Origin of the sequence: Verrucosispora sp. WMMA2044 (genome assembly GCF_027497155.1) — a bacterium.
Taxonomy (GTDB): Bacteria; Actinomycetota; Actinomycetes; order Mycobacteriales; family Micromonosporaceae; genus Micromonospora; species Micromonospora palythoicola.
The window spans coordinates 3,783,596-3,798,680 of sequence record NZ_CP114913.1; the positions used below are offsets into that span (position 1 = coordinate 3,783,596).

10 protein-coding genes are annotated in these 15,085 nt (G+C 67.2%); 4 read left to right on the forward strand and 6 right to left on the reverse strand.

The genetic code is table 11. The features are described 5' to 3' along the window. The first annotated feature begins 173 nt into the window (after positions 1-173). Together O3597_RS17160 and O3597_RS17165 are read left to right on the forward strand one after the other, a co-directional pair. Positions 174-833, forward strand: coding sequence for a hypothetical protein (locus tag O3597_RS17160; protein ID WP_166458025.1), 660 nt, complete (start codon positions 174-176; stop codon positions 831-833). A 122-nt stretch (positions 834-955) separates the two neighbouring features. Further along, entirely contained in the window at positions 956-1,873 is a 918-nt protein-coding gene (locus tag O3597_RS17165; protein ID WP_281601751.1) for a DNA-3-methyladenine glycosylase 2 family protein, read from the forward strand. A 94-nt stretch (positions 1,874-1,967) separates the two neighbouring features. Here O3597_RS17165 and O3597_RS17170 read toward each other — a convergent pair whose 3' ends face one another. From O3597_RS17170 to O3597_RS17185, 4 genes are all read right to left on the reverse strand, one after another. After that, positions 1,968-3,140 (reverse strand): CDP-glycerol glycerophosphotransferase family protein, encoded by a 1,173-nt coding sequence (locus O3597_RS17170; protein ID WP_281604567.1) that lies wholly within the window; start codon positions 3,138-3,140, stop codon positions 1,968-1,970. Further along, complete coding sequence (locus O3597_RS28575) at positions 3,026-3,304, reverse strand: CDP-glycerol glycerophosphotransferase family protein (protein ID WP_348650290.1); 279 nt, start codon at positions 3,302-3,304, stop codon at positions 3,026-3,028. The genes O3597_RS17170 and O3597_RS28575 overlap by 115 nt, the downstream gene beginning before the upstream one ends. After that, positions 3,234-4,310 (reverse strand): glycosyltransferase family 2 protein, encoded by a 1,077-nt coding sequence (locus O3597_RS17180; protein ID WP_281601752.1) that lies wholly within the window; start codon positions 4,308-4,310, stop codon positions 3,234-3,236. The genes O3597_RS28575 and O3597_RS17180 overlap by 71 nt, the downstream gene beginning before the upstream one ends. 466 nt (positions 4,311-4,776) lie before the next feature. After that, entirely contained in the window at positions 4,777-4,989 is a 213-nt protein-coding gene (locus tag O3597_RS17185; protein WP_281601753.1) for a hypothetical protein, read from the reverse strand. Positions 4,990-5,125: 136 nt separating this feature from the next. On the opposite strand from O3597_RS17185, the gene O3597_RS17190 reads away from it, so the two are divergent. Both O3597_RS17190 and O3597_RS17195 read left to right on the forward strand, forming a co-directional pair. Then, positions 5,126-6,226 (forward strand): ATP-dependent DNA ligase, encoded by a 1,101-nt coding sequence (locus O3597_RS17190; RefSeq protein WP_164445528.1) that lies wholly within the window; start codon positions 5,126-5,128, stop codon positions 6,224-6,226. Positions 6,227-6,301: 75 nt separating this feature from the next. Next, positions 6,302-7,843 carry an alpha/beta hydrolase gene (locus O3597_RS17195; protein ID WP_281604568.1) on the forward strand — a complete coding sequence of 514 codons (1,542 nt, stop codon included), beginning with the start codon at positions 6,302-6,304 and terminating at the stop codon, positions 7,841-7,843. 298 nt (positions 7,844-8,141) lie between these two features. On the opposite strand, the gene O3597_RS17200 is transcribed toward O3597_RS17195, so the two are convergent. Further along, positions 8,142-8,465, reverse strand: coding sequence for a hypothetical protein (locus tag O3597_RS17200; RefSeq protein WP_281601754.1), 324 nt, complete (start codon positions 8,463-8,465; stop codon positions 8,142-8,144). A 100-nt stretch (positions 8,466-8,565) separates the two neighbouring features. Continuing rightward, positions 8,566-14,817 carry a polymorphic toxin-type HINT domain-containing protein gene (locus tag O3597_RS17205; RefSeq protein WP_281601755.1) on the reverse strand — a complete coding sequence of 2,084 codons (6,252 nt, stop codon included), beginning with the start codon at positions 14,815-14,817 and terminating at the stop codon, positions 8,566-8,568. Positions 14,818-15,085: the final 268 nt, after the last annotated feature.

Sequence of the window (15,085 nt, forward strand, 5' to 3'; positions counted from 1 at the left end):
TTTCCCGGCGTCAGGCGACTCAGCCACCTGGGGATACGGACTCACACGGACAGAAAACCCAGACGGTTCAATGGATTCTTGTGAACTTGCCCACCCTTTCGGATTCAACCTTGACAGCGCTCGACCCGTACTTCCCGGTGAACTGCCAAGTATGAGGAGGGCACGTGGCACAGATGAAGCGGACCGTCATCGCCGTGGGCGCCATGTTCGCACTTACGGCCTGCGCACCCGCAGGCTACAACGGGGCGGACGCGGGCGCGGCCGAGCCGGTCGCCGTCGCCGCGGCCGAGCCCAGCGTGACCGCCGACCCCGAGGCCAGCGCGGAGCCGGGCGCCTCGGCGTCACCGGGCGCGGAGGAAGAGACCGACGCTCCCCTGCCCGAGGGTGTCGAACTGACCGACAGCCTGACCGGCAAGAAGTTCCCCCGGATGGGTAGCGCCGTGGTCAACCAGGACGGCTACATCCTGTACCGCTTCGACCGCGACACCAACGACCCGCCGTCGTCCAACTGTGACGGCCAGTGCGCGGAGGTGTGGCCGCCGGCGCTGACCGACGGCGCTCCGGAACTCAAGGGTGTCTCCGACGACGACGTCGGCACCATCACCCGCGAGGACGGCACCCGCCAGATCACCCTCGACGGCTGGCCGCTCTACACCTACATCGGTGACAAGAAGCCGGGCGCCTGGAAGGGCCAGGGCGTCGGCGGCACCTGGTTCGTGGTCAACCCGGACGGCAGCAAGAACCTGGAGTGCCTGCCCAAGGGCACCCCGAAGGCGGTCGCCCCGCCGTCGAAGACCGAGTCGAACGAGTCGGACTCCGACTACGACTACTGATCCAGCAGGCACCTCGGTGGCCGGTCGCAGCCAGCAGTGGCGCGGCCGGCCACCGGCGTTCCTGACGCTGACCAGAGGGTGCGCCTCGTTGACCTGGGTGGCTCGCGTGGCAGAGTGAGCCGGTGAATTGGACGGCACCAACCACGAAGCGGGTCCTGCGAACACCAGCCGGCTACCGTTTCGCCGCTTCGGTACGTCCGCTCACCTTCAGTCCGTACGACCCGTGCGCGCGGATGATCGCGGGCGTGTTCTGGTGGGCGGCGCGCACGCCCGACGGACCGGCCACCCTCGCCCTGCGACCCGAGGGCGGCGATCTGACCGCCGCGGGTCACGGTCCGGGCGCCGGCTGGATGGTCGAGCACGCCGACGCGGTGGCCGGGCTCCGCGACGACCTAACCGGTTTCGCGGAGTTGGCCGCGAGCCACCCCGTGGTTGCCAGGCTGGCCGCACAGCAGGCGGGGCTACGGATGCCGGCCAGCGGGTTGATCTTTCCCCGGGTGCTGCGGGCCGTGTTGGAGCAGAAGGTCACCGGCAAGGAGGCCTACCGGGGGTACGCGGCGACCGTGCGCCATTTCGCCGAGCCGGCCCCGGGTCCGGTACGGCTGCTGCTGCCACCCGACCCGGCGGCTGTCGCGGCCGCGCCGTACTGGGTATTCCATCCGTTCGGGGTGGAGCAGCGGCGGGCCGAGACATTGACGCGGGCCGCGCGGATGGCCGACCGGCTGCAACGATGCACCGACTCGACCGAGGCCACCCGGTTGTTGCGGTCGATCCCGGGCGTCGGGCCCTGGACCGCCGCCGAGGTGGTCCGGGTCGCGTACGGCGACGCGGACGCGGTGAGCGTCGGCGACTATCACGTACCCAACACGGTTGCCTGGGCCCTGGCCGGCGAGCCGCGCGGCGACGACGCCCGGATGCTGGAGCTGCTGGAGCCGTTCCGGGGCCACCGGGGCCGGGTCTGCTGGCTGCTGGAGGCCGCCGCCGTGCAGGCGCCGAAGTTCGGCCCCCGCGCCCCGATCCGCTCCTTCGCCCACTACTGACCCGACGACCAATCAGCAACGGTGACGGCCAGCCGTCGCAGTACGGGTTGGTGCCGACCGCCGAGCAGCGGTCGACGCCAAGCCATCGCTGGGCTCACGGAACGAGAGCTTTGGGCTCCTCGGAAAGATCCGGCTCGTCTTCGATCGTGGGCAACTCCTGCGGCTGCGAGTCATCCGCGACACTGCGCAGTTCCTGAAGCTGTTCTGCCGGCACGACCGGCACCGCCCCGGTCGCTGGTGCGGCTGGAACCGGTTCGTTGAGGAACACACGGCGAACAACCCGCTCGGAAGCCCGGCCATCATCCAGATAGCAGAAGCGCTTTCGGAACAAAGACCGTGCGGCTGTCGCTTCCGCACCGACGACCGCCCCGGAGCGGAACATCCCGACGAGTTCGTCCTCGGACTTCGCCGCAACGCCCGGGCCTTCTTCGAACACGTCCAGGTATGCGCCGCGGTTGGTCCGGTACGTCTCCCAGTCGGCAGCAAAGATCACCAGCGGCCGGTCCAGGACCGCGTAGTCGAACATGACCGACGAATAGTCGGTGATCAGGATATCCGCCGCCAGGTAGATGTCCTCCACCAAGGGGTAGTCGCAGAGATCGATGACTCGGGGATGGTCGCCGCTCACGATGGTGCGGTCGAAGTGATGGACTCGAACCAGCAGTACCATCTCGGGGGAAAGCTGGTCGACGAAGCGACCCACGTTCAGTAGTGCGTCGCTACCGAACTCGTAGTCGCGGTAGGTCGGCAGATAGGCGACCGCGACCTGACCCGGCTGCAGACCGAGCCGCTCACGCGCCTCAGCCACATCCTTATCGGTAGCGTTGGCCAGCACATCGTTACGTGGATAGCCGACTTCCAGCGTCTCGTAACCGCACGGGTAGGCCCGCTCCCAGATTTCGGTGGTATACGCGTTCGGGCTGATGCTGTAGGTCCAGCGATCGCACCTCTTGAGCAGCCAGTTCATGTTCATCCCCCGAATGCCGGCGGGATACTTCAACTGGTCCACACCCATCGCCTTCACCGGGGTGCCGTGGTTCGTCGACAGGTGCACGGCACCGGCCCGCTTCACCACCCAGCCGGGATAGTTGACGTTGGTCACGAGAAACTTGGCCCGAGCAAGGGTGCGGTAGTGCCGGAGAGTACCGATGGTCACCGTCTCGACACCAGCAGGAACGGCGCCCTCCTGGCCGGGCTTGACCTCCCACACCCCCGCACGCGAGGGGCAAGTTCGGTCATCTTCTCGTAGACCGCCCGTGGGTTGCAGCCGTATCCCTTGCCCCAGTACGCGGAGAACAGGGCCAGGCCCTCGTCCATCGGCCTGCGCAGTTGGAAGCGGTAATAGCCCATCCGGAGCCGACTACGTAGCCGCACCTTCCGCTGCAACTGCTTCTTCTTGGCCTCCGCCTTGCGGCGCAGTCCAAATCCCATCCGCAGGAGGAACCAGAGGGCGTAGGCGCCGCGGGAGACAAGGAGGTGCTTCACCCGTTCCCGACCAACCAGGTTTCGCGTAGCCCTGCGCTGGTCGGTGCCGGGTGAACGCCTTCGCGAGCGCGGAGAAGAACTCCCGCTGATGCGACCGCGCGACTCGATCCGGGTTCTCCAGCACGAGAAGGCACTGGTACATCATCCGCTCGAATACCAGGCTCCGGAACTGAGTGGCACGCTCTCCGATGTCGTCGAGGCGCGAGAAGAGGCGATCGTACTGGTCGAAGACCTCGAAGTGCCGGTAGCCGGGGGTAGAGGTGATGGCACCCTGCCGACGTTGGCGGTAGTAGATGCAGACCCGCTCCAGAACGGTGATCCGGTCCGCGAGGATCAGCACCGAGTAGCCAACCGGCACATCTTCGTAGAGCCCGGTCGGGAAGGTGATCTCGTTCTGTTCGAGGAAGTCACGTCGGAATATCTTGTTCCAGGCAACGTGGAACAGCTTGATCATGCTGGGGTGCTCGGCGAGCGTGAAGACCTTCGGCAGCTTCTCCGCTCGCACCAGCTGCGAGAGTTTGCTGCGCCGGCTCTGATTGTTCCACCAGACCTTGGCATAGTCCACCACGAGTACGTCCGGGTCCGCGCTCCGCAACTGATCAGCCACCGCTGCGAGCGCTCCAGGAGCGATCCAGTCGTCACTATCGACGAACCAGACGTACTCCCCGGTCACATGCCGCATGCCGACGTTCCGCGCTTGGCCCAAGCCAACATTCTCGGAGAGATGCACAACGCGGACACGTGGGTCACGGGCAGCGTATTCGTCGAGAATCGCTCCGCAGTGGTCCGGTGAGCAATCATCAACTGCGATGATCTCAACATCGCCAAAGGACTGCTGCAGAATCGAATCGAGGCACTCCCGTAGGTAGGCCTGCACCCGGTAGACGGGAAGAACGATGCTCAGTAACGGCATCAGGTCATACCCTTTTCTCAAGCGACCGACGAAGCCCACGGTTCCCCAACGGATACTTCGCCGACCAGCAACGACGCGGCATGCCCCATCGGACGCCCCGTTGTCTCGTCGACCGCTTGCCCATCGCATCCCCGTGTACCACCCGCCGCAAGCGCCGGAACGCTGGAGGCACCTACACACCGGCAGCCGCCAACCGCGCCGCAAGGTGCGATTGGGGTGCTGGCACTGGGCCCGGCGGCTGATCACCTACACCGGACGGCGGCTGCCAGCCGCTAACAGGGCGGGCGCGGAATGTCACTCAACCGCCTGGCGCCGGTCGAAGTGGGAAAGGCTTTTTGGGTTAATTGAAGATTAAATGTACGGTAAGATTCAGCCTTTCGTACATAATCGGCTGACATCCGGCCGACCAGTGCAGGCAGCCTGGCTGACTGTTCCACCGGTGCTGCTGCCGTACTCACCGCTCCCGGATGCTGATCGATGTCCCGGCCTATACCAACCGCCGGTATCAGGCGGCCTCGCGCAGGTCGGCCAGGTCGACCGGGGTACGCCGACGCAGCAACTCCGCCAGTTCGTCCACCGAACCCACCTCGCCGAGCACGTTCCTGCCGCCACCGAAGCGCCGGGGATAGGTGTGCGCCAACCGGTACAGGTACCGGCCGTGGATCAGCTCGACGCTGACCCGCCACCGCCCGCAGCACCCGCACATCCACTCCGCCACCTCGCGAAAGTAGCTCTGAACTGCGGTTTTCCGATCCGCCCGAGCAGGACGTGACGGGCCGGAGGCGGACACGCCGCCCACCGGGCGGGCGTGATCCGGGTCACCGCTGTCGGTGCCGTCTGGTTGACTGATCGCCGTGGACCTGCCGATCAACCCGCCGGTGGAGCCGATGCTCGCCCGCAGCGTCAACTCGATCCCCACCGGCCCGGGGATGACCTACGAACCCAAGTGGGACGGCTTCCGCTGCATCGTCTTCCGCGACGGCGACGAGGTGGAGCTGGCCAGCCGGGGCGGCAAGATGATGACCCGCTACTTCCCCGAGGTGGTGGAGCAGGCCCGCCGGCAGTTGCCGCCGCGCTGCGCGGTCGACGGCGAGCTGATCGTGATCCGCCGCGACGGCCCGGACGGGCAGCCCCGGCTCGACTTCGAGCTGCTGGCCCAGCGCATCCACCCGGCGGCCTCCCGGGTGAAGCTGCTCGCCGAGACGACGCCGGCCGACTTCGTCGCCTTCGACCTGCTCGCGCTCGATGACGAGAGCCTGCTCGACGCGCCCTACCCGACCCGCCGGGCCCGGCTGGAGCAGGCGTTGTCCGGGGTGCAGCCGCCGGTGCACGTCACCCAGATCACCACCGACGCCGAGGTGGCGCGCCGCTGGTTCGACGTCTTCGAGGGCGCCGGCCTGGACGGGTTGATCGCCAAGCCGGCCGACCTGCCGTACGAGCCGGGCAAGCGACTCATGTCCAAGGTCAAGCACGCCCGCACCGCCGACGCGGTGGTGGCTGGCTTCCGCTGGCACAAGTCCGGTCCGGTGGTCGGGTCGCTGCTGCTCGGCCTCTACGACGACGCCGGGGTGCTGCACCACGTCGGGGTGAGCGCCTCGTTCACCATGGCCCGCCGAGCCGAGCTGCTGGAGGAGCTGGCCCCCTACCGCGACGTCGGGCCCGAGCACCCGTGGGTGCACGGCGACCACGAACGCGGGCAACGCATCCCCGGCGGGGTCAGCCGGTGGACCGGCACCAAGAACCTGGAATGGGAGCCGCTGCGCCCGCAACTCGTGGTCGAGGTGGCGTACGACGCGATGGAGGGTGACCGGTTCCGGCACACCGCGCGCTTCGTTCGCTGGCGACCCGACCGTGACCCGCTCTCCTGCCGATACGATCAACTTGACCGGCCGGTCCGGTTCGACGTGGACCAGGTGCTGCGGGGTGACCCGGCGGTGCCGGCCGGGCCCGCGTAGCTTGGCCGTCGACCCGATCACGGAGGTTCGTTCGTGACCCGCACGCCCGACCGGACCCGCCGTTTCCGGCTCACCGTGGCCGGCCTCACCGCCGCCGTGGTGGTCACCGCCGGCTGCACGCTGCCGGCGTTCGCGCCGCGCACCGACGTCGACGGCGAGGCCGCGGCACCGGGGACCGCGCCGACCTGGCGGTCCTGCCCGGAGGTGGCCGACGAGGTGGTCGGGCGGCGCGCTCCGGACATCCGGTACGAGTGCACCCGCATCCAGGTGCCGCAGGACTGGGCGGGCGGCAGCGCCGCCACAACCGGCCCGGGCGCCGGTGAGACCTTCGAGATCGCGCTGCTGCGGGCCCGCTCCACCAACCAACGCGACCGGATCGGCTCGCTGCTGGTCAACCCGGGCGGCCCCGGCGGCTCGGGCGTCGACACCGCCGTCTACCTCACCTTCGGCGAGCAGTACGGCGGCCTGCCCGACGCCATCCTCGAACGCTTCGACATCGTCGGCTTCGACCCGCGCGGGGTGTCCCGGTCCAGCCCGGTCGAGTGCATCTCCGACGCCGACCTCGACGCCGTCTTCGGTTACAACCCCGACCCGGAGAGCCAGGCGTCGTTCGACGACTTCGTCGCGCTCAACGAGCGCATCGGCCAGGGCTGCGGCGCCAAGTACGGCGACCAACTACCGCTGTACGGCACCGAGCAGGCGGCCCGCGACATGGACGCGATCCGGGCCGCCGTCGGCGACGACAAGTTGACCTACCTCGGCTACTCCTACGGCACCCTGCTGGGGGCCACGTACGCCCAGTTGTTCCCGCAGCGGGTGCGGGCGCTGGTGCTCGACGGCGCGGTCGACCCCCGGCAAGACCTGATCGAGGGTTCGGAGAGCCAGGCGAGAGGCTTCGAACGCGCCTTCGACAACTTCACCAGGTGGTGCGCGGCGAACGCGGCCCGCTGCCCCATCGCCCCCGACGCCCGGGCGGCGGTCACCTCGGCGATCGACAAGGCCGAAGTCTCCCCCGTCCGTTCCGCCGACGGGCGGGAGGCCACCGCCGGCTGGATCTTCTACGCGATCGTCTCGTCGCTGTACTCCGAGCCCGGCTGGGAGCAACTGGCCCGGGCCATCGACCGGCTCAACGAGGGCAACCCGAGCGACGTGTTCCGGCTCGCCGACAACTACACCGACCGCGACTCCGACGGCGACTACAGCAACCTCTTCGACGCCAACCTGGCCATCAACTGCGCCGACGAGGAGCAACGCCCCAACCTGGAGCGGATCCGCCAACTCCAGTCCGAGTGGCGCAGCCGGTATCCACTGTTCGGCGCGCCACTGGCCGCCGGCCTGGTCTCCTGCACCGAGTGGCCCGGCGGCAGCGACCCCTACCCGACCGGCCGCGCCGAGGGCGCCCCGCCGATCCTTGTCGTCGGCACCACAGGCGACCCCGCCACGCCGTACGAGCAGACCCCGGCGCTGGCCGAGATGCTGGGCGTGGGGCGGGTGCTCACCTGGGAAGGTGAGGGGCATACCGCCTACCCGCAGACGGCCTGCATCACCCAGGCCGTCAATGCGTACCTGATCGACCTGACCGTCCCGCCCGAGGGCGAGCGCTGCCCCGCGCGCTAACGTCTAGAAAGTCAGGGAATGAACGGAAGCTTGCGGCCTCAGGCGGATGAAGCTGACAGCACGAATACCCTGAGGGTCGACAAGCGCGGCGGAATTCTGTAGTACACGATCGCTGGTCAAACGGCGAGGCCGAGATGCACCGTCAGCCGCAGCTTGATTACCGGCCACGACCACCGACGGCATACGCGACGGAGCGCAGGTAGCATGCTGAATGACCGAGTGCAAGCCTTCTTCCTACGAAGGATTCGCAGCCGAGACAGCTTTTGTGCTGCCCGCGACCACCAGAATGATGGAAGTCTTAAAGCGGCTCGTCGGCCACTCCACTATATCCGACGAGCCCATGCGCCTTTGCCATAGCCAATAACTCGGGAATATAATTTAGCTGCCGAACCGAAAGAGTTAAAAGAACATATTTTGTGACATCTTCTGGGTTCTCTTCCAAATCGTGCTCCGACGGTTCCAAAACGTCACCGATATCCGGCCAACGCGCCAACACATCATCACGAAACCGCAACACGGCGGGGTCAGGCCTCAAGCCCTCAGTAACACCTTCGGCAATATTGTCAAATATATCACCCGGATCACCCGCGCCGTGCTTCCAGAAGCCAAAATCACTACTCACAAAGTCTCCAGTCGTCGCATCCAGCTCGCAGTGCTATGCGTCCGAGAACGCCCCGATCGACAAATGCCCCATCAAGCCAATCACCCCCTAACCATATCAGTCAAATTCCACCGATACGACCTGGCACGTACCTCGGAGCGCTCGACCTTGACGAGGAGGGCTTAGGCTTTGATCCGGAGCAGATAGGGCACTTCGTGTTGCGCCGCAAGACCGTAGTTTTGAAGCCATATGTCTCTTCGAGCCACTTATCCTTCTTGCGCTGCCCTCTCGTGTAGTTGGAGCGATTCACCTTGACCTCATAGAGGTCCAAACCACCATTCCTATTCTTGACTGCGATGTCAACCTGGCGATTTCCGTAAGGCGTCCAGAACTCAAATCCATTACCATACGACTCGCTGTAGATGTCCGATCGGCGATGGAATCGCTCGAACGTCGCCGTCGTTTCATCGACACCCTGAGCGCCCCGGGCTTTATCATGCGTTCGATTGCCGCAGTTGTGGACGAGGACTAGTGCCGTCCCCGCCAAAACGAAGTAGGTATGAATATCGTCTACGGTCAGGTTGTGGACTTTCGCGGCGCCGCGGTAGCCAACGACGACGGTAACGCCGACCTGAGCGCCGTCCGGCTTCAACAACTGATCGCCCGGGGTTAGGCGGTCCGCACCCAGCCACTCCCGCCGGTTGTCGACCCAGAACGGGTGTTCATCAGTGGCGGTCACTCTGCCGTCGGCAGATCCGTCACCGTCGGAGTCGACGCCTATATCGACGAGCGCCTTATCGCCGTCGCCGGTGATAAGTGCCGTGACCGGACGGGCCCCCTCCTCACCCGTCTGGGGGTCGGCGGCCCAGACCACGTCGTCTACTTCAATTTCCTCGATAGCCTTGTAGCTGCCGTCCGCCAGCAACACCTGAGTGCCTGGCAGGAAGCTGTTAGGTCTGCGACAGCCCTGCGCACTGTTCTTGACGGCGTTCTTAACCGCACCGGCACCACGAGCGGCGGTCTTGGCCTGGCGGACGCCGGGAACCATGCCCGCCACGCCCATCGCGCAGTCCAGACCACTGCCGCCCGCGCAGGTCTTGATCGTGTCGATGGCTCCGGCCACCGCGGCCACCGCACCCGCAGCCGCTGCTACCACCTGTGCTGGCGGCGGCAGCACGGCGGACACCATCGCTACCGTGCCGGCGACGGCCGAGATGGTGCCGGCGTTGTTGACCACAGCCTTGGCGACCGACGTGGCGGCGTTGGCGATCCCACCACCGAGTTTCTTGGCCGCACCCCAGAAGAGTCCATCCGGGTCGGCGAAGGTGATCGGGTTGTTGTTCGCGTACGCGAACGGGTGCATCCGTTGCGGGTCGTATTCGTCGGTTTGTGGGTCGACGGAGATGAAGGCACCCAGCGCCGCGTCGTAGAACCGGGCACCCAGCAACGACAGACCTGTGGGGTCCTCGATACCGCCGACGAAGCCACGCTGGCCCGAGGGCCAGGTGCCGCCAGCGCCACCGGAACGCTTGTTGCCGTACGGGTCGGAGTAGCGGACAGTGTCGACCCGGGTCACCGAGTTGACCGCCCAGTGGGCCGAGTCGTGCTGGTCCGAGGCCAGCCAGATCAGGTCCTTCGCACCGCTGGCGGTGGACGCCGTACGCGAGGCGACGACATCACCGGCGTGCTCGTAGTAGCGGGTCGCCGTCTTGTTCTGGCCGGAGACGGTCAACTCTTGGCCGGCCACGAAGACGGTGGCGTCGCCGTTCGGGTCGATCCGAGCGATCCGGTTGCCGTCCACGTCGTAGTGCATCCGGGTCGTGCCGTCGGGTCCGGTGATCTCGCTGAGCTTGCCCTGGGCGTTCCAGTCGAGGGTTTCGGTGACCCCGCCGACCCGCCGGTAGGTCAGGTTGCCGGTGGCATCCCAGTCGTAGTGGTCGACCCGTTCGCCGGTGGTGACCGTCCGCACCGCGTGCGGCTGGCCGCCGGTGGTGGCGTACCCGTAGGTAGAGGTCACGCCGGCGCGCTCGTCGGTCACCGACTCGCGGGAGCCGGCCTTGTCGTAGGCGTACGACTTCCAGTACGGCGACGCTCCACCCACGTCGCCCGACTGCGGAGTGCCGGCACACGTGCTCGTGCTCTGCGTCCATGCCTGGGTAAGCCGACGCAACTGGTCGTACTGGAAGCACTGGACATCGCTGTCCCCGGGCCGGGCGTTGCCGTCGTTGTCCTGCGGCCGGTTGGCCATCGACAGCACGTTGCCTGCCGGGTCGTACTCGTAGTTCAGCGCGGCGACGTTTGTGATGCTGGCGTCGCGGTCGAAGTAGAACTCGGCCAGCCGCCGGGTCACGTCGTCGTAGACGTAGGTCTGGTACGCCTGCGGCTTGTTGTTGACGCCGAGCTTGCGTTGCAGCAGCTCACCGTAGGGCGAGTAGGTCGCGTCGTCGACGTAAACAGTGACCGTGCGGGACGGCAGCAACTCGCCTAGCAGCCGCGTCACGTTGCCCAGGTCGTCGTAGGTGTAGTTGAGCACTTCGCGCTCAAGAGCACCGGCCCGCGGCATGGTGACCCGTTCGGGCGAGCCGTCGACCTTGAACGTGAAGGTGGAGACGTAGGTGCCTGCGGCACCGGCCAGGCCAGGCATGGCCGGCACGACCGACTCCTCGTCGCGGATCTGGTAGGCGTCGTTGTAGTCGAAGATCTGACGGGTGAAGTGATAGCCGTCGACGATCGACAACTGCTTGGTCAGGTGGCCCTTGGCGACGGTGTCGTAGGTCCACTCGGCGGCAAGCTGACCATTCACCAGACGCTTGTATTGCCGCCCGAGCAGGTCGTACTCGGTGGACACCACCTCACCCCGCGCGTCGGTCGACGAGGTCACGTCGTCGCTGTTGTCGTACGTCAGGGTGGTGACGCCCTTGTCCGGGTCGGTGGTGCGTCGCTCCCGTCCCCGCAGGTCGTACTCGTACTGCCACACCTTGCCGGTCGGGCCGGTCACGGTTTTCAGGTCGTCGCGCGGGGTGTAGCTGTACGTGGTGGTGTCGAACCCGCCGGTGGGGGTCCGGCCGTGGAACTGACGCAGCTCGAACGTCCGGCCGTGGACATCGCTCAGAGTGGCGGTGGCGGTGCCGCCGAGCGGCGGGGTGACCGTCACCTGCCAGCCGTCCGGGTTACCGCCGTAACTGGTGACCGTTGCCCACAGCTGGCTGTCCCCCGACCACAGCCCTTCGTTGATCACCCGACCAACGGCGTCGTGGCTGAACACCGTCCGCACCCGGTCCGCACCCGGGTTCAGCGCCAACAGCCCGGTGCCGGGTTGGCCGGTGACGTATGCCGGACCTGCCTGGTACGCCTCCAGACCTCGGTCGTTGTAGCCGGTCGAGGACACCAGGCGTCGGCCGTCGAGGGCGTCCTCCTGGGTCTGCACCGGCCGGTAGAGGGAGTCGAAGAGCCCGATCTCGGTGATGTAGTTGCCGTTGGGGCCGAGCCGCTTCGTGGTCACGGCCAGCGGCCCGTCGGCCCGTACCAGGTAGCCGAACTCCAGGTTCGGTGTCTGGGTCGCCTTGGCCCGGCCGGGCAACCACACCTTGGTGAGCCGGCCCAGCGGGTCGTGCAATAGGTCGGTGCGCTTGTTGTTCGCGTCGACCACCGCGGTCGGCTCGGCCCAGGCCGGCTGCTGATAGGTGGTGACCTTGTGCTGTAGGGGGTTGAGGGTGACCGTCTGGGTCACCGGACCCGGTCCCGCCGGGGTGTACGCGGTGGTGGTGACACCGCCACGGGCGTCCGTGACGCTCTCGACCCGACCCAGATCGTCGTAGCTGGTACGGGAGGTGGTGGCGTAGACCGGCCCACCGTTCCAGGTGTCGAGGATGTCCTCGCGGGTGACCAACCCTGCGCTCGGGGTGGCACCGTGGGTGTCCGAGCCGTCGTGGTAGGTGCGGACGTCGGAGACGACGTCGTCCGGTCGGGAGATCGTCGCGCCGCACGCCTTGGCGACGGTCTCCACCCGGGACACGGCTGCCCGGATCCACGCGGTGTCGTTGCTGACGTACGTGGTGCGGGTGCAGGTCTCGTCGCCGGTCTGCGCGGTGTCTCCCAGGTCGGACACCGTCTCCGGCAGACCCTCCGAGGTGTACGTCGTGCGGGACTCGGTGCGCGCCCACTTGTTCGCCGCGAGGAGCTTGCGGGTCTTCTGCACGGACGGACCGCTGAGGTAGGCGCGGGCGGTACCCCCGTCGTGGTCACGCTCGGCGGTCTGGCGGGTCCAGTACTGCGTGGTTGACGCCTCGACCAGTGTCGAGTTGTCGAGGGTCGCCTCCTCCAGGGGCATTCCGGCCAACGCCGGGTGGTCGGTGAAGGTGTTGCCCTCGGAATCGGACACCTGGACGTCACGCTGCCCTCCGCCGGGCAGCGGCTGGTCGTGCATGCCTCGGTGGAACCGCTTCCGGGTGGTCAGTGGCACGCCCTGGCCGGGCTCACCGACCTTGGTGACCACCTGGGAGTAGCCGCGCCACTGTCCGTACGTGCGGTGCTTCTTCTTGGTGAACTCGCTGTCGTCGTAACCCCACAGCGTCGACGTGCCACCGCCGGTGGTGGAGTACTCGTAGCTGGTGGTGATGGCGGGCTGGTCGGCGGTGCGGTCGATCTCGGAGATCTCGGTGACCACGTACTTGCGGAACCAGTCCAACTTCGGCGAGGCGTAGCCGTCCGGCGTCCAGTACACCGGGAAGCAGAGCCGGGAGTTGTTCTCCGGCGCGGCCGGCACGTCGTTGTAGTCGCAGTCCGCCTCCGAGTACGTGACGTGGATGTCAGCGCCAGATTCGGTGCGGATATTCTGGATCCGCCACCTGGAGAACAGGGGCGCCCCGGCGAGCACGTTGGCCCGGTTGGACAGCTCCACTCCGGTGAACTGCACCGCCGGCTCGGTGACGGTGCCACCGACGTGCCCGGCGTGCACGATCTCCTTGAGCCACAGTGACGCGGACCCGGCCACCTTCGGTGCCTTGAACTCGTGAGTCAGCGCCCACGACTCGACGTCCGAGAAGTCGCTGCCGCTCCACACCTGAGTGGTGATCTTCGTGAGCCGTTTGGTGGTGAAGAAGACCGGAGCCAGCTTGTCCGTGCAGGGAGCCGCGTCGCAGTACTTGTCCCACGGCACGTCCGGCCAGTTCGCCTTGACCGGCTTGCCGTCCTTGTGGCATTCGGTGGCCAGGCACCGGTCGGCGACGTCGAACATGACTCGTCCGGTGGCGGCGACGCTCGGGTGATCCGCGTGTAGGCCGTACTCGATCCGCCTCAGGTGGCCGCCGCGGTGAAACGACTGCCGGTTGTCCTTGTCATCGGCCGCACCGTAGTAGCCGGTCTCGCTCTCGTAGTAGTAGCGGACCGTGTTGCCGTGCACGTCCACGGCCTTGTCCAGCAGCCAACGCCACGCCTGCTTGCACGACGAGTCCTTGAAGGCGGTGCCGTGGCACTTCTCGCCGGCGTGGTTGCCGAAGACGGGGATCGTCCATCGGGAGTTCGCCGAGGTGACCTCGCTGGCGAAGAAGTAGCGGATGCCGTCCGGCGTGGTGATCGTCCAACGTTCGGTCGTGGCGTTACCCGACGTCGCTGCCGCGCCCTCCAGGCGGATCCGCCAGTTGCTGTCGTTCTGGACCCGCCAGGTGCCGCTGCTGTCGTCCCGGATCAGCGAGGCATTGGTGCCGTTGAGTGAGACGGTGACGTTGTGGGAGTCACCCTTCCAGCACTGGTCGTAGGTCTTCTTGTCCTTGTTGTTCGGGTCATTACCGTCGACCGCGTCGCGGTCGTCGGTGCAGGTGACGTAGGAACGCTCGATGAATCCCGGCGCGTACTCCCAGCCGTCGCCGACCCACGACGCCTGGTTGTTGGCACCGGCCATCCGGCCGTCCACCACCTGCGACGAGTAGTCCAACGACACCTCGGGTAGCGGACCCTCCGCCGGGGGCAGCCGCAGCGGGTTCGAGTACGAGAAGGCACCGGAACTGTCGCCCGCCGTCCACGAGCCCGACGCCTTCAGGTCGGTGGCCTTGTAGTCGCCCTCCTCCGAGGACTCGTCGGCCGTCATGGCGAACACCATCGGCGCCGCTCCGGTGAGCGTGACCTGAGTCGAGACCGTACTGGTGACGGGGTTGTTGGTCGCCTGGACCGCCTCGATCTCCTGGCACTCCGACCGCTGCGGGGTGGTCGCCGCGCAGGCCGGTAGCCGCTTGAGGGTCAGCCGCTCCCCCCACCCCGCGCCGTAGAGTTCGCGGATCCCGGCGTAGTCGAAGGCGGCCTCGATGGCACCGGCACTGCCGTCGACGACGACGACCGGGCCACTGACACCCAGCCGACGTGAGTGTTGCTCGGCCAAGACCTGCACCCGCGCCTGGTCCGGAGCCCGTTTACCGGCGACGGCTGAGGCCGTGACAGGAAGGCCGCCTGCGGTTCCCCGCACCGTCCGGCCGGACTGCCGGTCGCCGTCAAGACGTCGGTCCGGCCGAGCGCCCGCGACCGCAAGGCTGGTCTCGCCCGCCGCTGGCCACGTCGCTCGCCCCGCGCCGGTCCATCGGCCGCCGTCATCGGGCAACGGCGTCCGGTCGACCGGTGCTCGCCGGAGCGATTCGGCAGCGATCGTCTTG